Raw genomic sequence first — 26,153 nt, forward strand, 5'->3', positions numbered from 1 at the left:
CAGTGGGTCAAAAAGTTAATCCTGTAGGACTTCGTGTCGGCGTCATCCGTGACTGGGAATCCAAATGGTACGCTGGCAAAGATTATGCAGATTTGTTACATGAAGACATAAAAATTCGTGAATATATCGAAAAGCGTCTGAAGGATGCAGCCGTTTCAAGTATTGAAATTGAACGTGCAGCCAATCGCGTGAACATTTCTATTTCAACTGCAAAACCAGGAATGGTTATCGGTAAAGGCGGTTCCGAAGTAGAAGCATTGCGTAAATCTTTGAATGCTTTGACTGGTAAGAGAGTTCACATCAACATCGTTGAAGTGAAAAAAGCAGATCTTGACGCTACGCTGGTAGCTGAGAATATCGCACGTCAATTGGAAAACCGTATTTCTTTCCGTCGTGCTCAAAAACAAACGATCCAACGCGCTATGCGTGCGGGAGCCAAAGGTATCCGCACTCAAGTTTCCGGTCGTCTTGGTGGAGCCGACATTGCCCGTGCAGAACATTACAGCGAAGGAACTGTACCACTTCACACACTTCGCGCTGACATTGACTATGGTACTGCTGAAGCAGATACTACGTATGGTAAACTTGGTGTCAAAGTGTGGATCTATCGTGGAGAAGTCCTTCCAACTAAAAACAATCAATAAGGAAGGGGGAACGCATTATGTTAATGCCTAAACGTGTAAAATATCGTAAACAACACCGCGGCCGCATGACAGGTAAAGCGAAAGGCGGCACGACTGTTGCATTTGGTGAATATGGACTACAAGCTTTAGACGCTTCTTGGATTACTAGCCGTCAAATCGAGGCTGCTCGTATTGCAATGACCCGTTATATGAAACGTGGCGGTAAAGTTTGGATCAAAATCTTCCCGGACAAACCTTATACTGCTAAACCTCTTGAGGTTCGGATGGGTTCCGGTAAAGGTGCCCCAGAAGGATGGGTCGCTGTAGTAAAACCAGGTAAAATCATGTTTGAAATCGCCGGAGTTTCTGAAGAAGTGGCACGTGAAGCATTGCGTCTTGCTTCTCATAAACTGCCGATCAGAACGAAATTTGTAAAACGTGAAGAAATTGGTGGTGAAATCAATGAAGGCTAATGAAATCAGAGAATTAACCACTGCCGAAATTGAACAAAAAGTTAAATCTTTAAAAGAAGAATTGTTCAACCTGCGTTTCCAACTAGCCACCGGCCAATTGGAAAACACCGCACGTCTTCGTGAAGTTCGTAAATCAATCGCACGCATGAAAACTGTTGTACGTGAAAGAGAACTAAGCGTTAATAACTGATAAACCTGAGAGGAGGTTAGCCTCACATGAGTGAACGTAACAATCGTAAGGTCTATAACGGCCGTGTAGTATCAGATAAAATGGATAAAACCATTACAGTATTAGTCGAAACCTACAAATTCCATAAGCTTTATGGAAAACGTGTTAAGTACTCGAAGAAATTCAAAGTGCATGATGAAAACAACCAAGCGAAAATCGGAGATGTTGTACGCATCATGGAAACTCGTCCGCTTTCAGCTACGAAGCGTTTCCGTCTAGTTGAAATTGTCGAAGAAGCGGTTATTATTTAATAAAGTTCGCTCGGAAGAATTCCGAAGGGAGGTTCAAGCAGTATGATTCAACAAGAAACTCGTTTAAAAGTTGCAGATAACTCAGGAGCACGTGAAGTGCTTGCGATTAAAGTTCTGGGCGGTTCAGGCCGTAAAACTGCCAATATCGGCGATGTGATCGTTTGTACGGTGAAACAGGCAACACCAGGCGGCGTTGTTAAAAAAGGTGAAGTCGTACGTGCTGTCATCGTCCGTTCTAAAAGCGGAATGCGCCGTAAAGACGGATCTTACATTCGATTTGATGAAAATGCAGCGGTAATTGTACGTGACGATAAAAGTCCACGCGGTACTCGTATCTTTGGACCGGTAGCACGTGAATTGCGCGATGCTAAATTCATGAAAATCGTTTCCCTAGCTCCAGAAGTACTATAAGCGAATTAAAAGCCTTGTAAGGAGGTGCAGCAAGCATGCATGTTAAAAAAGGTGATAAAGTTCAGGTAATAGCTGGCAAGGATAGCGGCAAACAAGGCACTATTCTCGAAGCATATCCGAAAAAAGAGCGCGTGTTGGTGGAAGGCATCAACGTCGTGAAAAAGCACGCAAAACCTTCTCAGGATAACCCGCAAGGCGGAATTCTTAACCAGGAAGCACCAATTCATGTTTCCAATGTAATGCCGATCGATCCGAAAACCGGCGAACCAACTCGCGTTGGACATGAAGTGCGCGACGGCAAGAAAGTCCGTATAGCTAAAAAATCCGGTGAAGCATTAGATAAATAAATCAGCGGTGAAAGGAGGGCTACTCGATGAACGAATTGAAGAAAAGATACCAAGAGGAAATCGTTCCTTCATTGGCAGAAAAATTTAATTATGAGTCAGTAATGCAAGTGCCTAAAATAGAAAAAATCGTAATCAACATGGGTGTGGGTGATGCTGTTCAGAACACGAAAGCGTTGGATAACGCCGTTGAAGAACTATCGCTGATCTCCGGACAACAGCCAGTGGTTACAAAAGCAAAGAAATCAATTGCAGGATTCCGTTTGCGTGAGGGAATGCCTATCGGGGCAAAAGTAACCCTTCGCGGTGAGCGCATGTACGAATTCCTTCAAAAGCTGATCGGAGTATCATTGCCACGTGTGCGTGACTTCCGTGGTATCTCCAAGAAAGCATTTGACGGACGCGGTAACTATACGCTTGGAATTAAAGAACAATTGATTTTCCCGGAAATTAATTATGATAAAGTCAATAAAGTTCGCGGTATGGATGTAGTTATCGTAACCACTTCTAATACTGACGAAGAAGCACGTGAACTTTTAGCTCAGCTTGGCATGCCTTTCCAAAAATAAGCATTAGAGCTAACACAAGGAGGGAAAATTGTGGCTAAGAAATCAATGATTGCGAAACAAAAACGCAAACAGAAATTCAAAGTACAAGAGTACACACGGTGCGAACGCTGCGGACGTCCACACTCTGTATTGCGCAAATTCAAACTTTGCCGTATTTGTTTCCGTGAACTTGCCTATAAAGGTCAAATTCCTGGTGTCAAAAAAGCAAGCTGGTAATCCCCGATCAGGGAAGGAGGTAATGAATAATGGTTATGACAGATCCAATCGCAGATATGCTTACTCGTATTCGTAACGCCAACATGGTACGCCATGAGAAGCTAGAGGTGCCTGCTTCTAAGCTTAAAAAAGAGGTTGCAGACATTCTGAAGCGTGAAGGCTTCGTACGCGATTACGAATTTATCGAAGATAACAAACAAGGTGTTCTACGTATTTTCCTTAAATACGGTGCTAATGAAGAAAGAGTCATTTCCGGGCTGAAGAGAATCAGTAAGCCAGGATTGCGTGTCTACGCTAAAGCCGACGAAATACCAAAAGTATTGAACGGACTTGGCATCGCAATTGTTTCTACTTCAAAAGGCGTTTTATCTGACAAAGAAGCACGTGCGCAAGCAATTGGCGGCGAAGTGCTAGCATATATTTGGTAATTTATTCAGACAAGATAGGAGGTGCTTTGAATGTCTCGTGTAGGTTTTAAAATTTTGGAAATCCCAGAGGGTGTGGAAGTCAAATTAGATGGAAACACCGTTACAGTTAAAGGTCCTAAAGGAGAGCTTTCCCGTACTTTCCATCCGGACATCGAAGTGAAAATCGAAGATAATGTTCTTACTGTAGAGCGTCCTAGCGACAGTAAAGAGCATCGCGCCCTGCATGGTACTACCCGCAGCTTGATCGGCAATATGGTTGAGGGAGTCCATAAAGGATACGAAAAGAGCCTGGAGATTAATGGTGTAGGTTACCGTGCTACGAAGCAGGGCAATAAAGTAGTCATTAACGCAGGATATTCCCACCCGGTGGAAATCGAACCACGTGAAGGAATCGAAATCGACGTTCCTGCCAATACAAAAGTTACCGTAAAAGGTATCGACAAAGAATTAGTCGGAGCTGTAGCGGCTAATATCAGAGCCATTCGTCCGCCTGAACCTTATAAAGGCAAAGGTATCCGTTACGAAGGCGAATATGTACGCCGTAAAGAAGGTAAAACTGCAAAATAAGGTAGGTTTGGGAACAGAAAGGAGTGACCTAGATGATCACAAAGCCCGACAAGAACGTTGTGCGTAAAAAGCGCCACACTCGTGTACGTAAAAATCTGTTCGGAACAGCTGAACGTCCGCGTCTGAACGTTTACCGTTCAAACAAACACATCTACGCACAGCTTATCGATGATATGAACAGCAAAACGTTGGCAAGTGCATCTACTGTAGACAACGATCTAAACCTGGAAGCAACAGGTAATGTAGAAGCTGCTCAAAAAGTAGGCGAATTGCTTGCTAATCGCGCAATCGAAAATGGACACAAGAATGTGGTGTTCGACCGCGGAGGTTACTTGTACCACGGCCGTGTAAAAGCATTGGCAGATGCTGCTCGTGAAGCAGGTCTTGAATTTTAATCGAAAAAGGAGGGACATATATTGCGTACTAACATTGACCCGAACAAATTAGATATCGAAGAACGTGTAGTTACTATAAACCGTGTCGCAAAAGTAGTAAAAGGTGGTCGTCGTTTCCGTTTTGCTGCACTAGTCGTTGTCGGCGACAAAAACGGTCATGTAGGATTTGGCACTGGTAAAGCTCAGGAAGTACCAGATGCAATCAGAAAAGCAATCGACGATGCAAAGAAAAATCTAATAACTGTACCAATCGTAGGAACAACCATCCCCCACGAAATCACTGGCGGATTTGGCGCAGGAAGCATCCTGATGAAACCTGCTGCAGAAGGTACCGGAGTTATCGCAGGCGGACCTGTCCGTGCGGTACTTGAACTTGCTGGTATTGGTGATATCCTATCCAAATCACTTGGATCCAACACACCAATCAACATGGTTCGCGCCACAATCAATGGATTGAGCGAGCTGAAGCGTGCAGAAGATGTTGCCAAACTACGTGGTAAGTCAGTAGAAGAACTGTTAGGATAAGGAGGGAAATCACATGGCTAAAAAGTTAGAAATTACCCTCACGCGCAGTGTCATTGGCAGAAGTGAAGGCCAAAAGCTTACAGTCAAGACACTTGGCTTGAATAAAATCCGTCAATCGGTAGTCCGTGAAGATACTCCTGCCGTCAGAGGCATGATTAATAAAGTATCTCACTTAGTATCGGTAAAAGAAGTATAATTAACGAAAAGCGCAAAGAGGAGGTGCTCGCATGAAACTTCATGAATTGAAGCCAGCAGAAGCTCGCAAAAAACGTAATCGTGTAGGCCGAGGAATGTCTTCAGGTAATGGAAAAACAGCTGGGCGCGGACATAAAGGACAGAAAGCTCGTTCAGGCGGCGGTACTCGTCCTGGTTTCGAGGGCGGCCAAATGCCTTTGTTCCAACGTCTGCCTAAGCGTGGATTTACCAACATTCACCGCAAAGAGTTTGCGATCGTAAATTTGGATACTCTGAACCAATTTGACGAAGGCACAGAAGTTACACCTGAGCTTTTACTTGAAACTGGTGTTGTCAGCAAGCTAAAAGCCGGCATTAAAGTTCTTGGAAATGGTAATATTGAAAAGAAACTTACCGTAAAAGCTCATAAGTTCTCTGCTTCAGCTAAGGAAGCTATTGAAGCAGCGGGCGGTCAAACAGAGGTGATTTAATGTTCCGTACAATCTCCAATTTTGTGCGCGTGGGTGACATTCGTCAAAAAATCGTATTCACCTTATTGATGCTGATCGTATTTCGGCTTGGTACGTTCATTCCCGTACCTTTTACCAATCGTGATGCCATCGGTGATATGAATGAACAAAGTGTGTTTGGATTTTTGAACACGTTTGGCGGTGGGGCTTTGCAAAATTTCTCCATCTTTGCTATGGGGATCATGCCTTACATTACCGCTTCGATTATCATGCAGTTGTTACAAATGGATGTTGTACCAAAATTCACTGAATGGAAGAAGCAAGGTGAAGTAGGGCGTAAAAAATTGGCCCAGTTCACGAGATATGGAACGATAGTTCTTGCTTTTATCCAGGCTGCTACCATGTCTATCGGGTTTAACGCTATGACGAACGGAATGCTGATAGTAGATCCTGGTTTTGGCAAGTTTGCAGTTATCGCGCTTGTTTTAACAAGTGGAACCGCATTTCTTATGTGGCTCGGTGAGCAAATCACAGCCCATGGCGTAGGAAATGGGATTTCGATCATAATATTCGCCGGTATTGTTGCGGCAATTCCGAACGGCGTTAACCAAATATTTGAACAGTACTTTGGCGGAGATGTCGGCGATGATCTGTTTATCAACATAGTCATTGTCGCTTTAATTGTGTTGGTGGTTTTGGCAGTGGTTGTCGGAGTCGTTTTCATCCAGCAAGCATTGCGTAAAATCCCGATTCAATATGCCAAACGTTTAGTAAATCGTTCGCCAGTCGGCGGCCACTCTACTCATTTACCGTTAAAAGTAAATGCAGCTGGAGTAATCCCGGTTATCTTTGCTGTCTCCTTTATCGTGGCACCGAGAACCGTGGCCGGATTCTTTGGAAATGACGGCATGGCGGGAACGATTCAAACCATTTTTGACTATACACAGCCAATAGGAATGGTGATTTACGTAGCCTTGATCATTGCTTTCACTTATTTCTATACATTTGTTCAAGTGAATCCTGAACAAATGGCTGAAAACCTGAAAAAACAAGGCGGATATGTTCCTGGCATACGCCCGGGTAAAAATACCGAAACGTATTTGACCCGTGTTATGTATCGACTTACTTTTGTAGGAGCTTTGTTTTTAGCAGCCGTTTCTGTACTTCCACTAGTCTTGGGCAGTCTTGCTAATCTGCCACAGACAGTACAAATTGGCGGAACAAGCCTCTTGATTGTTGTAGGAGTTGCCTTGCAGACGATGAAACAACTAGAGAGTCAGCTTGTAAAACGCCATTACAAAGGCTTTATCAAGTGAACCGGTCATGCTGTCCTTGCTGGTGCCTTGCATGTTTAGCATGACAGCAAACCGAGTTTCTTTAGAAGAAATGAGAGCGAGGGGAAAGTCATTGAATTTAATCCTGATGGGACTGCCAGGTGCCGGTAAAGGGACACAGGCAGAAAAAATAGTTGATAAATATCAAATCCCTCATATCTCAACAGGAGATATGTTCCGTTTAGCTATTAAAGAAGGAACGGAGCTCGGTAAGCAAGCAAAATCTTATATGGATCAAGGGGAGCTTGTCCCTGACGAGGTCACCATTGGTATTGTCCGTGAGCGGTTAAGCAAAGATGACAGCCAAAAGGGCTTCCTGTTAGACGGTTTTCCTAGAACGATTGCCCAAGCAGAGGCTTTGGAAAATCTTTTGGCAGACATGGGAAAATCCCTCGACTATGTTTTACACGTAGAAGTGCCAAAAGATCAACTTATCGAGCGGTTAACTGGCAGAAGGATTTGTCCGACTTGTGGAGCTACTTATCATGTTCAATTCAATCCGCCGCAAGTAGAGGGGATTTGTGACCGTGATGGTTCAGCATTGATCCAAAGGGATGACGATAAACCTGATACAGTTAAAAAACGCCTTGAAGTGAATGTAGAACAAACACAGCCAATGCTTGATTATTATCAGGAAAAAGGGTATCTCGCTGAAGTCAATGGAGACCAGGATATCGATTTGGTATTCCGGGAAATTGATGAAAAACTGCAGAACCTTTCTAAATGATATTGGCAATACATCCTGTGAAACGCGAGATGCTGCCGATGGATAAGACACATCAAATCGGCGAATTGCGTTAAACTGAGTATATCGGTGCCGGATTTGGATAATATTGCTGAAAGGTAGATTCAGCAAGATGATGCAATTCCAGTGCATACAAGGTATAATGGATTTCGCAGGAGATTTGCGCATCAGTTATTGTCGAGCTTGTGCAAGGAACGCCGGATAACCGGAACTGTCGAACGGCTTAATGTGCTGAACGAGTTGAGTCCGGGAAACACAAATCCTATCATGGCGATTCGGCTTGGATGTATCCTGTCGATAGAGTCGATAGCGATACGAACAATCTGCTGCTGGTAACAAAGATGCCTTATGAAATAGGTTTATAAAAGGCAATGCCAGGTGTCCGCCTTTCTAATATATCGCATGCCGATCCAGGCATGGTCCTTGCCATTTAACCAATGGTGAATGCAGGATAATCAAGTGATTTCTTGCAGATGATTGGACAGTTGTCACCCAAAATGGTAAAATGTGTGCTCACTTTGAACACACCTTTGCCATCGCAAAAGAAGGTTTTCAAATATTAACAAAAGCCTAAGTGAAGGTGATTGTGGTTGAGTGAATCAGAGTCGAGTCCGCGAATAGGTCAAGTTGTTCGTATTGCACGGGGACGGGAAGCGGGTCAATATGCGATTGTCATCCAAATGCTTGATGATCGATTTGTCTTGCTTGCTGATGGAGAAAAAAGAAAATATGATCGGCCGAAGAAGAAGAACCTGCATCATATTGAATTAATGGATTATATATCTCCAGAAGTCCAGAACAGCCTTCTAGAAACTGGTCGCGTAACAAATGGTAAGCTGCGTTTTGCTCTATCAAAATTTGTCAATGAAGTAGTGACTGATTTGAAGAAGGGAGATCAACTCGATGGCGAAAGACGATGCAATTGAAGTGGAAGGAACCGTTACTGACACGTTGCCTAATGCGATGTTCAAAGTTGAATTAGAAAACGGTCATACTGTTTTAGCTCATGTCTCTGGAAAAATTCGTATGCATTTCATCCGGATTCTTCCTGGAGATAAAGTGACGGTTGAGCTTTCCCCATATGATTTAACAAGAGGACGTATCACGTACCGTTATAAATAAATGCTCCGATCCAAAAGGAGGTATGGATGATGAAGGTAAGACCATCTGTAAAACCGATTTGTGAAAAATGTAAAGTTATTCGCAGAAAAGGCAAAGTCATGGTAATCTGTGAAAACCCTAAGCATAAACAAAAACAAGGCTAATTTAAAGGAGGTGCACGTATCTAATGGCACGTATTGCTGGTATTGATATTCCGCGTGATAAACGTGTAGTGATTTCTCTTACCTATATTTATGGTGTTGGTAAATCAACTGCAAAAGAAGTATTGAAAGAGGCTGGAGTTTCAGAAGATACACGAGTTCGTGATTTAACCGAGGATGAACAAGCAAGAATCCGTCAAGCAGTAGAACGGTTCACAGTAGAAGGAGATCTTCGCCGTGAAGTATCCCTGAACATTAAACGCTTGATCGAAATCGGTTCTTATCGTGGCATCCGCCACCGCAGAGGGCTTCCATTGCGTGGACAAAGAACGAAGAACAACTCTCGTACTCGTAAAGGCCCACGTCGTACAATCGCTAACAAGAGAAAATAAGCTAAAGGAGGTTAGTTAATCAATGGCACGTAAAACAAATACACGTAAACGTCGTGTGAAAAAGAATATTGACAGTGGTATAGCTCATATCCGTTCGACTTTCAACAACACTATCGTGACCATCTCGGATGTTCAAGGTAACGTTGTAAGCTGGAGCAGCGCTGGCGCTCTTGGTTTCAAAGGCTCCCGTAAATCTACTCCTTTTGCTGCCCAAATGGCTGCTGAAGCTGCTGCGAAAGCAGGTATGGAGCACGGTTTGAAAACCTTGGAAGTAACAGTGAAGGGTCCTGGTGCTGGACGTGAAGCGGCAATCCGTTCACTTCAAGCAGCAGGTTTAGAAGTTACAGCTATTCGTGACGTAACGCCAGTTCCTCACAATGGCTGCCGCCCACCAAAACGTCGTCGTGTTTAATTTATCCGTATATAATTTGTCACCCTGTCTATAATGGGTTATGATAGCTAAAAATGCAGGAGACCAGAGGATCGTTGATCTAACCTGGTTACCCTACAGCATCGCAAATGACAGAAAAGCATACGAGTTGCATAGTGCAGAGAACGGTAACTGCCTACCTGGGGAATTTCGGTTAGACCGGTAACGTCTAACCGGGGTTTCGACGTTTTGAAGGAGGGTTTTAATTAATGATTGAGATTGAAAAGCCAAAGATTGAAACGGTCGAGGTGAGCGATGACGCTACCTTTGGCAAGTTCGTCGTAGAACCGCTTGAACGTGGATATGGTACTACACTAGGAAACTCCTTGCGTCGTATCCTTTTATCCTCACTTCCCGGTGCGGCTGTGACATCGATTCAAATTGATGGAGTGCTTCATGAGTTTTCTACCATTGATGGAGTAGTAGAAGACGTGACAACCATCATTTTGAATTTGAAAAAGTTGGCTCTTAAAATCTATTCCGATGAAGAAAAGACATTGGAAATCGATGTTCAGGGCGAAGGAAAAGTTACAGCTGCCGACATTACTTATGACAGTGATGTGGAAGTATTGAACCCGGATCTTCATATTGCTACATTGGGAGAAAACGCTCATTTTCGCATGAAGATTGCAGCTGAACGCGGCCGCGGTTATCGTCCGGCAGAAGCAAACAATCATGAAGATTTGCCGATTGGTGTCATTCCGGTAGACTCGATTTTCACTCCGGTGGAACGAGTGACTTACCAAGTGGAAAATACGCGTGTCGGCCAGATCACCAATTTCGACAAATTGACGCTGGATGTATGGACTGATGGAAGTATACGACCTGAAGAGGCTGTTTCATTGGGCGCCAAGATTTATACGGAGCATCTTAATATTTTCGTAGGACTTACTGATGAAGCACAAAGTGCGGAAATCATGATCGAGAAAGAAGAAGATCAAAAAGAAAAGGTTCTTGAAATGACAATCGAAGAATTGGATTTATCTGTCCGTTCTTATAATTGTTTGAAGCGTGCCGGCATCAATACGGTACAAGAGCTTGCTCATAAGTCGGAAGAAGATATGATGAAGGTCCGCAATCTTGGACGCAAATCATTAGAAGAAGTAAAACATAAACTAGAGGATCTTGGTCTAGGATTACGCAAAGAAGATTGATAAATGAATAGACACCTTTAGATATTTCGAAAAAGGGAGGGATAATCCATGGCTAGAAAACTAGGTCGTACAACTGATGTGCGTATGGCACTACTTCGCAACCTTGCCACAGACTTGATTATTCATGAACGATTGGAAACTACTGAGGCGAAAGCAAAAGAACTTCGCTCTGTTGTTGATAAAATGATTACGCTTGGTAAGCGCGGCGATCTTCACGCCCGTCGTCAAGCAGCTGCATTCCTATACAATGCAGAAGCAAACGAAAACGAAGATGTCATCCAAAAGCTATTCTCTGATATCGCTGCACGCTATGAAGAGCGTCAAGGCGGTTACACTCGAGTCCTTAAGCTGGGACCTCGTCGTGGAGACGGTGCAGAAATGGCGATTATCGAGTTGGTTTAACTTTAAAAGCAATTGCTTGAAGGGCAGGACAGAATCTCTTCCATGAGGTGAATCCCGGCCCTTTTTTGTTTTATATTCATTTAGCAGTCTATGGCGTTATGTTCGCTTATTCCCTTGGGGGTCTGTCCCTCCTGTGCATAGCGAAGAACTGCCACGGAGAGGTTGCGCTTGGTTTTTCGGGCATAAACACGTTTGGCGCTTTCTTTAGAAGCCGATGTGAGTTGGTTCGACAGTTTGTTATTTCCGGGGAAATATTCGTCGAACAGCCTAAGGGGGGGGATGAAGATGGGGAAGAATGTATTGAAATTTGAACACGTCTGGTTCCGTTATGGAGAAGACTTGCCGTGGGTACTGCAAGATGTCAGCTTTGAAATCAGCAGGTCTGAATGGGTGGCGGTGATTGGTCACAATGGGTCTGGAAAATCGACGATAGCGAAATTGATGAACGGTCTCTTATTTCCACAGAAGGGCAAAATTCTGATCAATGGACTGGAAATAAATGAAGAAACCATATGGGATATCCGTAAGCAAGTTGGAATGGTCTTCCAAAACCCGGATAACCAGTTTGTCGGTACCACAGTCCGGGACGATGTGGCTTTCGGATTGGAGAACAGAGGGATACCCAGAGAAGAAATGATCAAACGGCTAAAAGACAGTCTTGCAGCAGTAAGAATGGAAGGCTATGAACTACATGAACCCCATCGCTTATCCGGCGGTCAGAAGCAACGCGTGGCGATAGCAGGCGTTTTGGCCGTTTCCCCACAGATCATCATTTTAGATGAAGCTACTGCCATGCTTGATCCCAATGGTAGAAAGGAAATAATCGAAACAGTAAAAACGGTAAAAGAACAAGATGATGTATCGCTTGTCACCATCACACACGATCTGAATGAAGTGACGTTGGCAGATCGGGTGCTCGTGATGAATGAGGGGAAGGTATGGATGGAAGCTTCCCCCAAAGACATCTTCGCCAAGCGGGATGAACTAAAAGAAATAGGTTTGGATATACCTTTTGTTACCAAACTCGCTGCTGAATTAACTGATCGGGATGTTATTCTTGATTCAGAACCTTTAAACCATGACGAGCTGCTGGAGGAACTATGGAGATTTCATTTAAACAGGTAAGCTATACGTATCAACCCAATACACCATTTGAACACAGAGCCATCAATGACCTGAGTATGGATGTCTCTTCAGGATCTTTCACCGCCATTATCGGACACACAGGATCGGGAAAGTCGACATTGATTCAACACTTAAACGGTTTGTTGAAGCCTTCATCTGGGGAAGTAGTCATCGGTTCCTATCGCCTGCAGCCAGAAGGTAAGCTCAAGGGGATCAAAGAACTGAGGAGCAAGGTGGGGATTGTCTTTCAATATCCGGAACATCAATTGTTCGAGGAAACGGTTTTCAAGGACATTGCTTTTGGCCCTTTGAACTTTGGTGTTGATCGTCAAGAGGTCGAAAAGCGTGTAGGCGAGGCAATGTCAGCTGTCCAGCTGCCGGAAGAGTTGCTTGTCCGATCGCCTTTCGAGTTAAGCGGGGGACAAATGAGGAGAGTAGCAATAGCAGGGGTGCTGGCTGTTCAGCCCGAGCTGCTTGTTTTGGACGAGCCTACAGCCGGTCTTGATCCGAAAGGACAAAAAGAAATGATGGATATGTTTCATCGCCTTCATAAACAAAAAAGTTTGACGACTATTTTGGTCACCCACAGTATGGAAGATGCTCTGGCCTATGCAGATCATGTCATCATTCTAAATAAAGGGGAAAAATATTTGGAAGGCAAACCTGAAGATGTTTTTACCAGACAAGCAGACCTCCGAAAGGTTCAACTCGATGTTCCAGAAGTCATCCAATTCATAACAAAAGCGAAAGAAAGATTTCAAGCGGATCTCTCCTATCACGGACAGACCATTCAGGAATTGGCGGAAGAGTTGGCGTTGATCGTGAAAGGGGCAAGTCGATATGAATAATGCCTTTATTATAGGTCAATATGTCCCAGGGGAATCCATCGTCCATCGTTTAGATCCGCGCACCAAAATGATCATCATTTTTTTATTTGTCATCGTGGTGTTTTTTGCAAATTCTGTCTGGAGCTATGGCCTATTGACCGTGTTTTCCCTGCTGTGCGCGCTTACAACCCGCATTCATTTTTCTTATATACTTAAGGGACTGACCCCGGTATGGTTTTTGATTGTTTTTACGCTGCTGCTGCATTTAATCGTCACAAAAGAAGGGGATGTTCTCTTCCGTGTTTTTTCCTATCCGATTTATTCCGGGGCTGTTGCACAAGGAGCTGCCATATCGTTGCGGTTTTTCCTGTTAATCATGGTTACCTCGCTCCTTACTTTAACGACGACTCCAATCGAAATCACCGATGCCATCGAAAGCTTGCTCCAGCCATTGAAAAAAGTAAAGTTTCCTGTCCATGAGCTGGCCTTGATGATGTCGATTTCTCTCCGGTTCATCCCCACTTTAATGCAGGAAACAGAGAAAATCTCCAAGGCACAGGCCTCCAGAGGAGTGGATTTCCGTACCGGTACCGCTAAAGAGCGGATTCAGGCAGTCGTTCCCTTATTGGTTCCATTGTTCATCAGTGCGTTTAAACGGGCAGAAGAGTTGGCGATGGCCATGGAAGCAAGAGGATATCAAGGCGGTGAAGGCAGGACAAAGCTGAGAGAACTGAAAACCGGCCGGCTGGACATCAGCGTATATGCGCTGTTTGCTGTTGTGGTTATCTTATTATTTATCATACGTGACTAAGAAAGTGGGTTTATAAGACAGTGGGACGGATAAAATGTACTATTAGCTATGATGGAACTGGGTTTTCGGGATATCAAATCCAACCGAATGGACGTACTGTACAAGAAGAAATAGAAAAAGCGTTGACGAAAGTCCATAAAGGCGACTTCGTTAGAGTAGTAGCATCAGGACGAACCGATGCCGGTGTCCATGCAAAAGGTCAGGTCATCCATTTTGATTCCGATATTCAGATGCCGGAGCCCAATTGGAAAAAAGCTTTAAATGCCTTGCTGCCAGACGATGTGCGAGTAATCAAGGCGGAGAAAGTAAAGGATGCGTTTCACTCACGCTATGATGTAAAGGAAAAGGAGTACCGTTATTTTGTATTGAATGCAGAGGAAAACGATGTATTCCAACGGCACTTTTGCTGGCGCAGGAACGGAGAATTCGATATCGAAGCGATCCAGAAAGCTTGTGCACAGTTAGAAGGCAGGCATGATTTTTCTTCTTTCTGTTCCGCTAAAACAGACTTGCAAGGGGATAAAATCCGCACGATTTATCAGGCTGGTTGTCACAGGGATGGAAACATGATCATTTTTTCCTTTAAAGGCAGCGGTTTTTTATACAATATGGTGCGAATTTTGGTGGGAACATTGCTGGAAATTGGCAAAGGGAAAAGACCGGCTTCTTCGATCCCGCAAGTGATTGCCGCTGAAGACCGCAAAGCCGCCGGTGAAACAGCGCCGCCGCAAGGTTTGTTTCTATGGAATGTCACCTATTCGGAAAGTGAAAAAAATCCGTTATAAAACAACGGTTCCTAGTGTAACATTTCCTTGACATCCCTCCTTAATTGTTATAGTATGATTAATGGCATTTTATTTCTATACCACGATTAGCCCCGGAAAGTTAATTCGTGTAGAATAGATGAAATACGCAATCTGCCCAGTCCATTCGAGTAAGGAAGAACAGAAAACGACAAGTGGAGTTATCGTTCTGATTCCGTGGATTTGGGAAGTCGAAGTTAGATAAAAGATTATGGAAATTGAAATTCAGGAGGTACTGAACATGCGCACAACTTTCATGGCGAATGAAAATAATATTGAACGCAAGTGGCTTGTTGTGGATGCTGAAGGACAAACGCTTGGACGTTTGGCAAGTGAAGTTGCTGCTATTCTTCGCGGCAAGCACAAACCAACATACACACCGCATGCTGACACAGGCGATCATGTAATCATCGTAAACGCAGAAAAAATCGAACTTACTGGTAACAAGCTTAATGACAAAATGTATTACCGTCACTCCAACCACCCAGGTGGTTTGAAGCAGCGTAATGCGAACGAAATGCGTACGAAATACCCTGAGCAAATGCTCGAACTTACAGTGAAAGGTATGCTTCCAAAAGGCAGCCTTGGCCGTAAAATGGGTAAGAAATTGCACGTATTCCGTGGCCCGGATCATAATCATCAAGCACAAAAACCTGAAGCATACCAGCTTCGCGGATAATTAAAAGGAGGTAAACGATAGTGGCACAAGTACAATACTACGGCACCGGACGCCGTAAAAGCTCAACTGCACGCGTGCGTTTAGTACCAGGGACTGGACGTATCGTTGTCAATAAACGTGACGCTGAAAGCTATTTCCCATACGAAACACTTCGTACAATCATTAAGCAGCCTCTAGCTGCTACAGAAACAGAAGGAAGCTACGATGTACTAGTAAACGTAGACGGTGGAGGATTTACCGGCCAAGCTGGCGCAATCCGCCACGGTGTAGCCCGTGCTTTGTTGGAAGCAGATCCAGAATACCGCTCTGCTCTTAAAAGAGAAGGCTACCTTACTCGCGACTCCCGCATGAAAGAACGTAAGAAATACGGTCTTAAAGGCGCTCGTCGTGCACCGCAATTCTCGAAGCGTTAATATTTCGAAAAGCAAAGGCTCTCAACCATATTTGGTTGGGAGTCTTTTTTTGGGCTCTGCACTATCTGTAGGTATTAGAAAAATTCCACAAAAAATTACAAAAACCCCTATCTCTACCGTTGAATTGTTCAAAGAAACAAAAGAGCAGATAGGTGGTGTGTGTACATGTCTCCAACAAAGTTTTAGATAAAGGATTTATAACATAGTTGTATAATGTATACTTTAGAAGCAAAAAAGATAGAAACCATAAAACACTTACAATGGGGGAGGGGAATATGACACATACCATAAAATGTATTCAACTGCATAAGGAGTTTAAAGGTGACGGTGTAAATACAATCGCTCTTAATCAAGTGAATGTGGAGTTCAAAGAAGGAGAGTTCGTCTCTATTGTGGGTTCATCTGGATCAGGCAAGTCCACTTTTTTAAGCCTGGTCGGAACATTGGATAAACCATCAGGGGGGACTGTGCACTATGGAAAATTAGACTTGAAAGGGTTTAATTCAAAAGAATTAGCTGATTTTCGATTTGAGAACATCGGGTTTGTTTTTCAACAGTATCACCTACTGCCTACTCTGACGGCTCTTGAGAATGTGATGGCCCCGTTGTTATCCCGGAAGGTTTCTTATGATAAAAAGCAGCGGGCGGAACAGTTGCTGGAAGAGGTAGGGCTTGGGGATAAAATGAATTCTCTCCCTTCCCAGCTTTCAGGAGGGCAGCAGCAGCGTGTGGCTGTAGCCAGAGCTTTAATCCATGAGCCGCATTGGCTGTTGGCGGACGAACCTACCGGCAACCTGGATACCGAAACAGGCGAAATGATTTTTGACCTGCTCCTCCGGCTCAATAAGGAGAAAGGCTGTGGGGTCATTTTTGTCACCCATGAATCAGCCCTGGCTGTGCGTGCTGATCGTATGATCGAAATGAAAGATGGCAACGTCATAAGGGATACGGGGGTATCCGGCCTATGATACGATTGATTTGGAATTCCTGGTGGCGGAATAAGGAACGATTCATTTTGTTGCTGATCGGTGCATTGATTGTAAGCATCGGATTAAGTTACCTGGTGGGAACGACGCAAGCAAGTCAAGGAACCATCGTCGATGAACTGCAGAAACGCTGGAAGTCTTCTTATGATATAGTCGTCCGTCCTCCAGGAAGCAGAAGCGTCACAGAAGATAAACAGTTACTGGAACCTAACTATCTCAGTGGACTGAGTGGAGGAATCTCCCTCGATCAATATGAAGCAATCCGCTCCATGCAAGAGGTAGAAACAGCCGCTCCCATCTCGATGATGGGGTATGTCGATTATGGCACGACACTTGCAAAAGTAACTTACAACGAACCAGGCATATACCGATTACATATGCAAAACGCAACGACAAACGGTGTCAATACCTATGAGGACGAGAACACGCTATATTTCACTATTGGCAGCTGGCAGGCTCCGCAAGGCACCCAGCAGGAATATGGGGTAACAGGATTTAATGGAGAGCTGGTCAACAGTAATAATATCCTGGTTGCAGGAATCGATCCTGAAGCGGAAGCCCAATTAACAGGATTGAATGATGCTATTTCGGATAAATCGGAGCAAACCAGGAGCTTTTTCAACAATAACTCATCTGTAAAAATCAAAGATATCGGGGGAGGGCTGCAAAACATTCAAATCCCTGTCCTGTTGAGCACCGAGTCGTTTGTCGAAGGAACTTCCACTTATACCATTGAGAGAATCGAGCAATCATTCCAGCAAGATGAACAAGAAGAAGTCATGAACCAGGTCAAGGAGCAGGGAGGAAAGCAATACCTCGACGACCTGGAAGCAAATCAGATCGATCACTTTACCTTCACCTCAGAAGAATCCCACCAAAAAACCATCGAGCTGATCAAAGGAAACAATGAGCATAACGAGGCATCACTCGATTCGTTCAATTGGATGGCGTTCCGGCCGTCCCCCGTCACTTACCGTGAAGTCAACAGTCCGTTCGGAGAACGCTGGCCATTTGCTTATCAGGTAAAACCCTACGCCGTTCCTGCGGATAGTCCGCTGGCACAGAAGCATGCCTACCGTCCTATTACCATGTTTTCCGAAAATAGTGAAGGCTGGCCCCGTCTTGAACTCGATTTCCAGGGATTATTTGACCCTTCCCAATTGAACCTGTCCAAGGATCCACTGAACGAACTCCCCATGGAAACTTATTTTCCTTCAAGCGCAAAATGGGTCATGGATAGTGAGAAGAACCCTATCAACCCTCCAGAGACGATGAAGCCATTGAACAATCCTTATGGTTTTTTAACGAAACCTCCGCTTCTGCTGACCACCATCGAGGCTGCTTCTCAAGTGCTCGGAGATGAACCGATTTCGGCAATCCGCGTAAAAGTGCGGGGAGTCGATGAGATGTCCGATTCGAGTGAACAAGTGTTAGACCGAATTGCCAGTGAAATTGAAGAAAAAACCGGTTTGATCACGGATATCACCTTGGGATCATCCCCACAGCCAGCAATTACCCACATTCCTGCTTCTGGTGAGCAGGAGAGCCTTGGATGGGTCGAACAGCCGTGGATTAAGCTTGGTTCTTCAATTTCCATTTTCAAAGAGTCAAGGATGGGCTTATCCGGTGTTATCGCCAGTGTCATCATCGTAGCTATCGTATATGTATTTGCCTCCAATATTATGATGATGTATGCACGTAAAAAGGAGTTTGCCCTATTGCTTGCTGTAGGGTGGCGACCGAAGCAACTAAGCTTTCTGTTATTTATAGAAGCTCTTATCCTTGGGAGCTTTGTGTCTTTAGTCAGCTGGTTTATTCTCGGAATCATTTACGTCACGAACGATGTGCAGACCTCCATATGGAGACTGCTGTCCATCGCCATATTCGGGCTGTCGATTTATTTGTTGGGTTCATTCATTCCGAGTATTCTCGTACGGCGAATTTCTCCATATGAAACGATTAATAAAGGAGAAGTGACAGCAAAGAAAAGACATAGCTTTCAAGCCTTCACAAGCTTCGGAATGGCAGCTAATCAATTGATGACCCAATGGAAAAGAGCGTTATTATCCATTGTATCAATTGCACTGCCGACTGCTATGTTAATCTACTTTTTATTCATCACCTTTCAATTACGTGGGACGATGTACACTACCTGGCTGGGTGAGTTTGTAGCCATGGAAGTTGGTGTCATGCATTATATCGCGATGGGGGTAGCGATGCTGATTGCTATCCTGACGACGGCAGAAATTATGTGGCAGAATGTTGCCGAGCGTCAGTCGGAATTCGCTGTCCTGAAAGCATTAGGGTGGAGGAATAGTACGGTACGGATGCTTGTCCTTTGGGAAGGGGCTATCACTGGATTGCTAGCCGGAGTGTTCGGCCTTTGTCTATCCCTAGGTCGTTATTACGATTAGTTACAGCCAATTCCCGGCTGAATCTGTCTTCTTTTTCACGGCTACGCTTTTGATTCCTGTCTTTACCGGTATTGTTGGAGCCACCCTTCCTGCAATGAAGGCCGTTCAATTGACGCCAAGTGAAGGTTTTCGTGGAGGAGTTTCAAATACCAGGCAGACAGAAAAGGCATTCCGTTATGTATTTAGTATTGGCGGGGCTGCCCTGGCTGGCGGAGTGGCCGCCATCATGATATTTGCCATTCCAGACAACCCACAGGTCCAGTCCAGCAACACGTCTACTAATGATGTCGATGGTACAGCAGGGTCACTTGAGGTTTCTGCCCCTTCTGATGAAGAGATGATGGAAGAGGAGGACGAATCCGTTCAAGCCGGGAATTTCATCGAGCAAGAAAAAGAGACTGCTTATAAAACATTGACAATCGGGGAGAAAGTGTTTGAAGCGGAGGATAAAGAAGTTGTGGTAGAACGTGTTGACCCTCCAGCGGCCCTTAAGACAGAGAAAGAATTAATTACCCTGCGGATTTCCTATCATAAGAAAGCGGGAGAGGGAAGTGTTGTTTATAAACCACAAACATTCCCGCTGATAAATAAGAATGGAGAGTTTTTCAATCCTATCGAATTCGATGAAATGACGGAATCGACATGGAATGGAATTAGAGTCAAAGGAATAACAAAAGTGATTACAGAAGCCACGTACGAGATTCCCGAAAGAAGTGAAAATATTGCATTTAAGATGTACGGGAGTTGGACACCTGGAAATATCATAATTGAATTAGACTAGCTAAATAGAAGAAATAGAAGTAGAGAAATTATATTGCTTAAGGTAAGAAGTACGCTCTTGAGGGTATCGTCGTGCACCGCAATTCTCGAAGCGTTAATATTTCGAAAAGCAAAGGCTCTCAACCATATTTGGTTGGGAGTCTTTTTTTGGCCATTTCACTGCCGCTATCTGGTTACGCTCGTAAAACCTGTCATAAACATCCGACTTGTCCCATATAGTGGACAACAGGAAGATGTTTAGGAGGCCGGGGAGCATGAAAAAATACATAAAAGCAGCGTTATGGATGTTAGGTGTCGTCCTGTTGGTGCTGTTAATTCAATATCCGATTCAACAATCAACCGATTCGTGGGATTCATGGGCATTGCCATTGTCAGGAAAAGTGATTGTGCTGGACCCCGGCCATGGCGGTCCAGATGGCGGAGCGGAAGGAAGCGACGATACACAGGAAAAGGAGATCGCCCTGCGTGTAGCAAAGAAACTGCAAAATTACTTGCAGCAGGCCGGGGCCCTTGTATTCTTGACGAGAGAAAAAGACGAGGATTTGGCTGCCAAGGAAACAAGAGGTTTGTCACGAAGAAAGTCGGAGGATATCCGTAATCGTGTGGAATTCATTAAGGATAAGGAAGCGGACTTTTTCGTCAGTATTCATCTGAATGCTCTTCCTGCTACCCAATGGTCCGGAGCGCAAACTTTTTATTACCCTTCTGATGGAGCGAACGAGCGGTTGGCGACATTAATTCAGGACGAAATCAAACGTAATCTGGAAAATACCACACGGGAGGCACTTGGGTTGAAAAGTATGTATTTATTGAAGCATGCCGAAGCTCCGGGAGCGCTAGTGGAAATTGGTTTTTTATCGAATGTGCATGAACGTGAACTTTTAAAAACAGACGATTACCAGGGGAAAATGGCAGCAAGCATTTATGAGGGCATTCTTCGTTACGCAACAGAAGACGGAGAAGATAAATAATAAATGGGTTACCCATCCTGAAAACGTATTACTTAGCATCCCGTACAGATATGTTATACTAGCATTGTGGGAAAAGGACAGCGATCAAAGGATGGTGACACAATTTGCTTACCCAAGAGCAGGTTTTAGAATTATTAAATCCAATCGAAGACCCGTTTTTACATACAACGTTCGAGAAGACTGGCGGAGTAATGGAAGTACGCATCAAAGAAGAAAAGAAGCATGTCAGTGTGAAATTAGCGATTGCTAAAACAAACACCGCTGAACAAATGCAGCTCCAACAGGAGATCGTCAACGTATTAAAGAAAGCGGGTGCAAACACAGTCGGACTTCGTTTCGAGCAGCTGCCGGACGAAGTGATTGCGAAGTACCAGCCTGCAGCGGATGAGGAGAAATCGAATTCTCTGCTAGGCGGGAATGCCAACACCAAATTTATTGCGGTGGCCAGCGGCAAAGGCGGTGTCGGAAAGTCTACGGTGACCGTTAACCTGGCTGTGGCATTGACCAGACTTGGCAAGAAAGTCGGCATCATCGATGCTGATATTTATGGATTCAGCGTACCGGACATGATGGGGGTAGAAGAACGTCCAGTCGTGCGGGGCGAAAAAATCATTCCTGTAGAAAGGTTTGGTGTCAAGCTGGTATCCATGGGATTTTTTGTGGAAGACAATTCTCCCATCATTTGGCGTGGACCGATGCTGGGAAAAATGCTGACAAGCTTTTTCAAAGAAGTAGAGTGGGGAGAGCTTGATTACTTGCTGCTCGATTTACCGCCAGGAACTGGAGACGTTGCTCTGGATGTCCATTCCATGCTTCCTTCCTCGAAGGAGATCATTGTGACGACTCCGCATCCTACCGCGGCCTTTGTTGCAGCGAGAGCCGGGCAAATGGCCATGCAAACCGAACATGAAATCATCGGGATTGTAGAGAACATGGCTTATTTTGAAAGCAAGACTACCGGGGAAAAAGAATATGTCTTTGGAAAAGGCGGCGGAAAAAAACTGGCTGAATATCTGAAAACAAAGGTGATCGGCCAGCTGCCACTGCAGCAGCCTTATGAAGAAGAGGATGTATTTGCCCCTTCCGTTTACCAGGAAGATCATCCGAACGGGAAAGAATACCGCAAAATTGCAGCAAAAGTGATCGACAGCTTCGAATAAATTTTTTAAAAAAGAGAGCAGTCCTTTTCTGGACTGCTCTTTATGTTTAACAAGAGAAGGATCAACCTCCGCCTCCGCCCCCATCGGATCCCTGCCCAGAGCCCTGTTGTCCACCCTGGCTTTGCCCGCTTCCGCCGCCACCGCCGCTCTGATCTTGTCCAGAGCCTTGTGATGGTTTCATTTCTTCTGCTGCTTTTAAAATTATCTCGCTCATTTGGGCTTTGAACATAGGGGAATCCATCGTTTCCTGTATTGTTTTTTCCAGATGCTCGCGGAATTGCTGGCTTTTCATGGCACTTACCATCTGCTCAGTCATTTCCGGGTTTTGAAATAACTCGATCATTTGTTTTTGGAACGACGAATCACTCATCAAGCCTTTTAATACATCTTTGTGCTGGTCCTGGATGGCTTTGGAAAACGACTCGACAAACTTCGGGTCGTCAAACATTTTTGTCCAGTACTTTTTTCCTTCTTCTGAAGTTAAAGCTTTTTCGACGGAGTCTTTTACTGTATTTCCTTCAATCACATAGGTCTTCTGCATTTCCTCATCGGAAAGTACTTCCGTGATGGCTTTTTTACCTTCGTCCGTCTTCAATATATCGGTAACCATTTTCTTGGTTGTATCATAGTTGCCTTCTTCTCCGCTCGTGGTGTTACCACCGCCACCACATGAGCTTAACAGGAGAAGGGATATACATAGTAATAAATGTGGCATGAGTTTAAACACACAGGATCCACTCCTTTTATTTGCACTCACTTAGTCTTAATATGGTTAGAAGCAGAAAAATTATGTATTGCTGAAGAAAAAACGGGGGATTCATGATAAAATACGTTAGGGACAAGGTATATTAATTAGGAGGATATCGAGTGAACAGTAGAAATTGGGTTCGCATGTTTTTAACTACCCTGCTGGTTGGAGCTGTTTCCACCCTGGTGACCAGTTTTTTTGTAAAAGCCGGTTCTTATGGGGAATATCTTCAGCCGGTCGACCTTTTTGAACTATTGGGTTTAGTAATATTCTTCACCGCCCTCGGACTGGTATTCAGTTTGATCAGCCAAATGGGGTTCTTTGCTTATTTGACCATCAACCAATTCGGACTGGGAATGTTCAGGAGACTTTGGCTGCCGATCCAGGTAGTGCTGATTCTCTTCACTTTGTTTGATTTAATTTATTTCCGTTACAAGTCTGCTGACGGGGAAACATCCATCTTTGTCTATTTGCTGGTGGCTGCTGTATTGTTCGGGTACAGCTTGATAATAGCCAGAATCAAAGCAAATGAAACCAATGCCAAGGCGTTTATCCCGGCGTTGTTTTTTATGTTTGTGGTCACTTCCATCGAATGGGTGCCTGGTTTGCGGTCGACTGGGAGCGATTACGAATGGTTGATGATTATTCCGTTATTATTATGTAACACTTATCAATTATTATTGCTCCATCGGATCACCAACCAAAAAGCGGCAGAGGAAGGAAAGGAATTAACTTCTGCAGCCAATCCTGTGAAAAAACAGAATAAAAAACAAAAAAGCAAGCGTAAATAATAAACGCTTGCTTTTTTTCAAATATTAATCAATTGTTTTGGACTTTGCTTCTATCCTGGAAATCAATTCTGAAATGGTGACATACTGAAAGCCCTTGTTCTTTAATCCGGGAAGCAGTGTTTTCAATGCTCCTGGAGTCTGTTTGACGGAATCGGATGCATGGAGAAGGATAATGTCTCCGTTGGTTGTATTTTTCATCACCTCGTCGATGATTTCTTGTTCCCCGGGATTTTGCCAGTCATGCGGATTTACGTTCCACTGAATGACGTCGAACCCCAACTCTTCGGCCATTTTCAGTATTTCTTTGTCAAAATGGCCGCTTGGTGTACGAAGCAGCTTGGTATCGGGGTATCCAAGCTTGCGGAACACTTCTTTTGCATACAATAAGTCTTTTCTTACTTGTTCCTTCTCTTGCTTCAAGTAGCTCTTGTAACGATATCCCAGCATGCCGATTTCGTGTTTCTCTGCAATTTTGTCAACGATTTCCGGATGCCGTTCAGCCCATTCGCCACTCAAGAAGAAGGTGGCTTTTACTTCATGCTTGTTCAATTGTTCCAAGATCGGTTCCACTTTTTCGTTTCCCCAGCTAATATTGAAGGTAAGGGCGATATTTGGATCCTGTTCACTCCCTTTACTTAATGCGGCCGGACTTTCCTTCGTAGAAAAAACAGATAAACTACTTTCATTGTCCACCCATATAATAAATGCAGAAAAAAGTGCCGCCACTACGATGAAGGCCCAGCGCTTCCATCGGTTCACTTTCATGACATAAAAATGTTCCATTGCTCCCCTCCTTTAGGACTTGCTTTATTTTATGATGGACAACGTCCGTTCATGAACCAAAGGGAAAGAAGATTTTCCATCCATAAGTTTTTGAATTTTCCGTTTGTAGGCGGCCTATTATAAAAAAGGGAAGGACGGGTATCATAGTAGAACATTTATACACTTATTGGGGGCGATTGAATGGTAGGACTGTTAGTCGACGAAAGAGAACGGAAGGAAATGGAGTACCTCATAAAACGGGAGTTGGAGGAACTCTTATTGGATATGCAGGATGATCGGATTGATCATATAGTGAGACGGGCAATGAGGGAACGTTACCGTATTCTCTTTCAATTGTTTCGCAAGGTTGCTGAGGATAAGGAGTGCAGAAAGTACATATTGAGTTGAGAAGGACGATTAACACCCATTCTCTTTGTGGTATAGTCATGGTAATGGATATTATCAGCATGGAGGGTGGTCATGATGGAGATAGAAGCAATCATTTATGACTTGGACGGCGTGATAACCGATACAGCGGAATATCATTATTTGGCTTGGAAAGCTCTGGCAGACGAATTGAATATCTCTTTTGACCGTTCCTTTAATGAACAGCTAAAAGGATTGAGCCGAGTCGACTCTTTGGAGTTAATTCTTCAGCAAAGTCATCAAACTTATACAGCAGAAGAAAAAAGACAATTGGCGGAAAAGAAAAATGAACACTATCAGGAACTTATACAAAAGGTCAGCCCAAACGATTTATTGCCTGGTGTAGAATTATTTATGAAAGAAGTAAAACAAGCTGGCATAAAAACGGGTCTTGCATCCGCAAGCAAGAATGCACAGACTGTCATTGAACGATTACAGGTGACAAACTTACTGGATACGGTGGTTGATGCTGCCAAAGTGGAACGGGGGAAACCTGACCCCGAAGTGTTTGTGACTGCAGCGAAGCAACTTGGGGTTCCTACAGCGCATTGTGTCGGTATTGAGGATGCAAGTTCTGGTGTAAAGGCAATCAAAGCAGCGGGGATGTATGCTGTTGGAATCGGGAAAGAGAAGTATCTAGCGGAAGCGGATTGGGTCATACCCGATACCAGTCATTTGGGTTTGAATAGTCTGGAGATGAAAATCAGCGAGGATAACCAAGCATGATGTACGGGGGCCAAGTCTTTAAAAGGGAATAGGCAGGAAGCCTTTAAAATTTACTATTGATAATCAAATGGTGATGTGGTATATTATTTTTTGTTGCAAGTCAGCGCTAAATGTCTGTGTTCAACATTAAAAATATTTTGTTCCAAAAAACATTGACACTTACTTGTAACCATGTTATATTATATTTCGTCGCCAAAAACGACACATTATAATTTGATCTTTGAAAACTGAACAAAACAACCAGTATGTCAAGCAAGATATACAAGCTAGTTTTTTGAACGAGCAAGCAAGCTCAACTATTATGGAGAGTTTGATCTTGGCTCAGGACGAACGCTGG

At 44.1% G+C, this 26,153-nt stretch carries 39 protein-coding genes; 37 read left to right on the plus strand and 2 right to left on the minus strand.

Annotation, left to right across the window (positions count from 1 at the left end):
• Positions 1 to 2 precede the first annotated feature (2 nt).
• From rpsC to F6X55_RS02465, 34 genes are all read left to right on the plus strand, one after another.
• Complete coding sequence (gene rpsC, locus F6X55_RS02300) at positions 3 to 644, plus strand: 30S ribosomal protein S3 (RefSeq protein ID WP_026569050.1); 642 nt, start codon at positions 3 to 5, stop codon at positions 642 to 644.
• 17 nt (positions 645 to 661) lie between these two features.
• Positions 662 to 1,096, plus strand: coding sequence for a 50S ribosomal protein L16 (gene rplP, locus F6X55_RS02305; RefSeq protein WP_026569051.1), 435 nt, complete (start codon positions 662 to 664; stop codon positions 1,094 to 1,096).
• The gene (gene rpmC, locus F6X55_RS02310) at positions 1,086 to 1,286 is read left to right on the plus strand and encodes a 50S ribosomal protein L29 (protein ID WP_017473656.1); all 201 of its coding nucleotides are present in this window, start codon (positions 1,086 to 1,088) and stop codon (positions 1,284 to 1,286) included. The genes rplP and rpmC overlap by 11 nt, the downstream gene beginning before the upstream one ends.
• A 26-nt stretch (positions 1,287 to 1,312) precedes the next feature.
• Positions 1,313 to 1,576 (plus strand): 30S ribosomal protein S17, encoded by a 264-nt coding sequence (rpsQ, locus tag F6X55_RS02315; protein WP_026569052.1) that lies wholly within the window; start codon positions 1,313 to 1,315, stop codon positions 1,574 to 1,576.
• Between the two features lie 42 nt (positions 1,577 to 1,618).
• On the plus strand, positions 1,619 to 1,987 hold the full coding sequence (rplN, locus tag F6X55_RS02320; protein ID WP_026569053.1) for a 50S ribosomal protein L14: 369 nt from the start codon (positions 1,619 to 1,621) through the stop codon (positions 1,985 to 1,987).
• A 35-nt stretch (positions 1,988 to 2,022) separates the two neighbouring features.
• Entirely contained in the window at positions 2,023 to 2,334 is a 312-nt protein-coding gene (gene rplX, locus F6X55_RS02325; RefSeq protein ID WP_026569054.1) for a 50S ribosomal protein L24, read from the plus strand.
• Positions 2,335 to 2,360: 26 nt separating this feature from the next.
• Positions 2,361 to 2,900 (plus strand): 50S ribosomal protein L5, encoded by a 540-nt coding sequence (rplE, locus tag F6X55_RS02330; protein WP_026569055.1) that lies wholly within the window; start codon positions 2,361 to 2,363, stop codon positions 2,898 to 2,900.
• A gap of 30 nt (positions 2,901 to 2,930) precedes the next feature.
• A complete protein-coding gene (locus tag F6X55_RS02335; protein WP_026569056.1) occupies positions 2,931 to 3,116 on the plus strand; it encodes a type Z 30S ribosomal protein S14 in 186 nt (61 codons plus the stop codon).
• A 29-nt stretch (positions 3,117 to 3,145) separates the two neighbouring features.
• Entirely contained in the window at positions 3,146 to 3,544 is a 399-nt protein-coding gene (gene rpsH, locus F6X55_RS02340) for a 30S ribosomal protein S8 (RefSeq protein WP_026569057.1), read from the plus strand.
• A gap of 30 nt (positions 3,545 to 3,574) precedes the next feature.
• Positions 3,575 to 4,111, plus strand: coding sequence for a 50S ribosomal protein L6 (gene rplF, locus F6X55_RS02345; protein WP_026569058.1), 537 nt, complete (start codon positions 3,575 to 3,577; stop codon positions 4,109 to 4,111).
• 32 nt (positions 4,112 to 4,143) lie between these two features.
• Positions 4,144 to 4,506 (plus strand): 50S ribosomal protein L18, encoded by a 363-nt coding sequence (gene rplR / locus F6X55_RS02350; protein ID WP_026569059.1) that lies wholly within the window; start codon positions 4,144 to 4,146, stop codon positions 4,504 to 4,506.
• Between the two features lie 21 nt (positions 4,507 to 4,527).
• Positions 4,528 to 5,031: a 30S ribosomal protein S5 gene (gene rpsE / locus F6X55_RS02355; RefSeq protein WP_074601248.1), complete on the plus strand. Its 504-nt coding sequence runs from the start codon at positions 4,528 to 4,530 to the stop codon at positions 5,029 to 5,031.
• Positions 5,032 to 5,044: 13 nt separating this feature from the next.
• Positions 5,045 to 5,227 (plus strand): 50S ribosomal protein L30, encoded by a 183-nt coding sequence (gene rpmD, locus F6X55_RS02360; protein WP_026569061.1) that lies wholly within the window; start codon positions 5,045 to 5,047, stop codon positions 5,225 to 5,227.
• A 31-nt stretch (positions 5,228 to 5,258) separates the two neighbouring features.
• Positions 5,259 to 5,696 carry a 50S ribosomal protein L15 gene (gene rplO / locus F6X55_RS02365; protein WP_026569062.1) on the plus strand — a complete coding sequence of 146 codons (438 nt, stop codon included), beginning with the start codon at positions 5,259 to 5,261 and terminating at the stop codon, positions 5,694 to 5,696.
• Positions 5,696 to 6,991 (plus strand): preprotein translocase subunit SecY, encoded by a 1,296-nt coding sequence (gene secY, locus F6X55_RS02370; RefSeq protein WP_026569063.1) that lies wholly within the window; start codon positions 5,696 to 5,698, stop codon positions 6,989 to 6,991. Before rplO ends, secY begins: the two co-directional genes overlap by 1 nt.
• A gap of 91 nt (positions 6,992 to 7,082) precedes the next feature.
• A complete protein-coding gene (locus tag F6X55_RS02375; RefSeq protein WP_026569064.1) occupies positions 7,083 to 7,736 on the plus strand; it encodes an adenylate kinase in 654 nt (217 codons plus the stop codon).
• 608 nt (positions 7,737 to 8,344) lie between these two features.
• Positions 8,345 to 8,680, plus strand: a complete 336-nt coding sequence (locus F6X55_RS02380) for a KOW domain-containing RNA-binding protein (RefSeq protein WP_026569065.1) — start codon at positions 8,345 to 8,347, stop codon at positions 8,678 to 8,680.
• Complete coding sequence (infA, locus tag F6X55_RS02385) at positions 8,658 to 8,876, plus strand: translation initiation factor IF-1 (RefSeq protein WP_003464670.1); 219 nt, start codon at positions 8,658 to 8,660, stop codon at positions 8,874 to 8,876. Before F6X55_RS02380 ends, infA begins: the two co-directional genes overlap by 23 nt.
• Positions 8,877 to 8,905: 29 nt before the next feature.
• On the plus strand, positions 8,906 to 9,019 hold the full coding sequence (gene rpmJ / locus F6X55_RS02390; protein WP_003156543.1) for a 50S ribosomal protein L36: 114 nt from the start codon (positions 8,906 to 8,908) through the stop codon (positions 9,017 to 9,019).
• Positions 9,020 to 9,042: 23 nt separating this feature from the next.
• Positions 9,043 to 9,408, plus strand: coding sequence for a 30S ribosomal protein S13 (gene rpsM, locus F6X55_RS02395; protein WP_026569066.1), 366 nt, complete (start codon positions 9,043 to 9,045; stop codon positions 9,406 to 9,408).
• A 22-nt stretch (positions 9,409 to 9,430) separates the two neighbouring features.
• Positions 9,431 to 9,820 carry a 30S ribosomal protein S11 gene (gene rpsK / locus F6X55_RS02400; protein WP_026569067.1) on the plus strand — a complete coding sequence of 130 codons (390 nt, stop codon included), beginning with the start codon at positions 9,431 to 9,433 and terminating at the stop codon, positions 9,818 to 9,820.
• 227 nt (positions 9,821 to 10,047) lie between these two features.
• Positions 10,048 to 10,992, plus strand: coding sequence for a DNA-directed RNA polymerase subunit alpha (locus F6X55_RS02405; RefSeq protein ID WP_026569068.1), 945 nt, complete (start codon positions 10,048 to 10,050; stop codon positions 10,990 to 10,992).
• Between the two features lie 48 nt (positions 10,993 to 11,040).
• Positions 11,041 to 11,394 carry a 50S ribosomal protein L17 gene (gene rplQ, locus F6X55_RS02410; protein ID WP_026569069.1) on the plus strand — a complete coding sequence of 118 codons (354 nt, stop codon included), beginning with the start codon at positions 11,041 to 11,043 and terminating at the stop codon, positions 11,392 to 11,394.
• A 285-nt stretch (positions 11,395 to 11,679) separates the two neighbouring features.
• The gene (locus tag F6X55_RS02415) at positions 11,680 to 12,519 is read left to right on the plus strand and encodes an energy-coupling factor ABC transporter ATP-binding protein (RefSeq protein WP_153461796.1); all 840 of its coding nucleotides are present in this window, start codon (positions 11,680 to 11,682) and stop codon (positions 12,517 to 12,519) included.
• Entirely contained in the window at positions 12,495 to 13,367 is an 873-nt protein-coding gene (locus F6X55_RS02420; RefSeq protein ID WP_153461798.1) for an energy-coupling factor ABC transporter ATP-binding protein, read from the plus strand. Before F6X55_RS02415 ends, F6X55_RS02420 begins: the two co-directional genes overlap by 25 nt.
• A complete protein-coding gene (locus tag F6X55_RS02425; protein WP_153461800.1) occupies positions 13,360 to 14,157 on the plus strand; it encodes an energy-coupling factor transporter transmembrane component T family protein in 798 nt (265 codons plus the stop codon). The genes F6X55_RS02420 and F6X55_RS02425 overlap by 8 nt, the downstream gene beginning before the upstream one ends.
• A 20-nt stretch (positions 14,158 to 14,177) precedes the next feature.
• Positions 14,178 to 14,942, plus strand: coding sequence for a tRNA pseudouridine(38-40) synthase TruA (gene truA, locus F6X55_RS02430; RefSeq protein ID WP_153461802.1), 765 nt, complete (start codon positions 14,178 to 14,180; stop codon positions 14,940 to 14,942).
• 259 nt (positions 14,943 to 15,201) lie between these two features.
• Positions 15,202 to 15,639 carry a 50S ribosomal protein L13 gene (gene rplM / locus F6X55_RS02435; RefSeq protein WP_026569074.1) on the plus strand — a complete coding sequence of 146 codons (438 nt, stop codon included), beginning with the start codon at positions 15,202 to 15,204 and terminating at the stop codon, positions 15,637 to 15,639.
• Positions 15,640 to 15,659: 20 nt separating this feature from the next.
• Entirely contained in the window at positions 15,660 to 16,052 is a 393-nt protein-coding gene (gene rpsI, locus F6X55_RS02440) for a 30S ribosomal protein S9 (RefSeq protein ID WP_026569075.1), read from the plus strand.
• A 275-nt stretch (positions 16,053 to 16,327) separates the two neighbouring features.
• Complete coding sequence (locus F6X55_RS02445) at positions 16,328 to 17,020, plus strand: ABC transporter ATP-binding protein (protein ID WP_153461804.1); 693 nt, start codon at positions 16,328 to 16,330, stop codon at positions 17,018 to 17,020.
• Positions 17,017 to 19,452: an ABC transporter permease gene (locus F6X55_RS02450; protein ID WP_153461806.1), complete on the plus strand. Its 2,436-nt coding sequence runs from the start codon at positions 17,017 to 17,019 to the stop codon at positions 19,450 to 19,452. Before F6X55_RS02445 ends, F6X55_RS02450 begins: the two co-directional genes overlap by 4 nt.
• Positions 19,453 to 19,546: 94 nt before the next feature.
• Positions 19,547 to 20,233: a hypothetical protein gene (locus tag F6X55_RS02455; protein WP_153461808.1), complete on the plus strand. Its 687-nt coding sequence runs from the start codon at positions 19,547 to 19,549 to the stop codon at positions 20,231 to 20,233.
• 253 nt (positions 20,234 to 20,486) lie between these two features.
• Entirely contained in the window at positions 20,487 to 21,203 is a 717-nt protein-coding gene (gene cwlD, locus F6X55_RS02460) for an N-acetylmuramoyl-L-alanine amidase CwlD (RefSeq protein ID WP_026569076.1), read from the plus strand.
• A 104-nt stretch (positions 21,204 to 21,307) separates the two neighbouring features.
• The gene (locus F6X55_RS02465) at positions 21,308 to 22,363 is read left to right on the plus strand and encodes an Mrp/NBP35 family ATP-binding protein (protein ID WP_026569077.1); all 1,056 of its coding nucleotides are present in this window, start codon (positions 21,308 to 21,310) and stop codon (positions 22,361 to 22,363) included.
• 61 nt (positions 22,364 to 22,424) lie between these two features.
• On the opposite strand, the gene gerD is transcribed toward F6X55_RS02465, so the two are convergent.
• On the minus strand, positions 22,425 to 23,090 hold the full coding sequence (gene gerD, locus F6X55_RS02470; RefSeq protein WP_153461810.1) for a spore germination lipoprotein GerD: 666 nt from the start codon (positions 23,088 to 23,090) through the stop codon (positions 22,425 to 22,427).
• Positions 23,091 to 23,230: 140 nt separating this feature from the next.
• Between gerD and F6X55_RS02475 the strand changes: the two genes are divergently transcribed.
• Positions 23,231 to 23,902, plus strand: coding sequence for a KinB-signaling pathway activation protein (locus F6X55_RS02475; protein ID WP_153461812.1), 672 nt, complete (start codon positions 23,231 to 23,233; stop codon positions 23,900 to 23,902).
• A gap of 24 nt (positions 23,903 to 23,926) precedes the next feature.
• Here the strand turns inward: F6X55_RS02475 and pdaB are convergent, their stop codons facing one another.
• On the minus strand, positions 23,927 to 24,685 hold the full coding sequence (gene pdaB / locus F6X55_RS02480) for a polysaccharide deacetylase family sporulation protein PdaB (RefSeq protein ID WP_026770999.1): 759 nt from the start codon (positions 24,683 to 24,685) through the stop codon (positions 23,927 to 23,929).
• 180 nt (positions 24,686 to 24,865) lie between these two features.
• On the opposite strand from pdaB, the gene F6X55_RS02485 reads away from it, so the two are divergent.
• Together F6X55_RS02485 and pgmB are read left to right on the plus strand one after the other, a co-directional pair.
• Positions 24,866 to 25,072 (plus strand): hypothetical protein, encoded by a 207-nt coding sequence (locus tag F6X55_RS02485; protein WP_026569080.1) that lies wholly within the window; start codon positions 24,866 to 24,868, stop codon positions 25,070 to 25,072.
• 72 nt (positions 25,073 to 25,144) lie between these two features.
• Entirely contained in the window at positions 25,145 to 25,816 is a 672-nt protein-coding gene (gene pgmB, locus F6X55_RS02490) for a beta-phosphoglucomutase (protein WP_153461815.1), read from the plus strand.
• Positions 25,817 to 26,153 lie beyond the last annotated feature (337 nt).

It is taken from the genome of Sediminibacillus terrae (assembly GCF_009602435.1).
GTDB classification, from domain to species: domain Bacteria; phylum Bacillota; class Bacilli; order Bacillales; family Amphibacillaceae; genus Sediminibacillus; species Sediminibacillus terrae.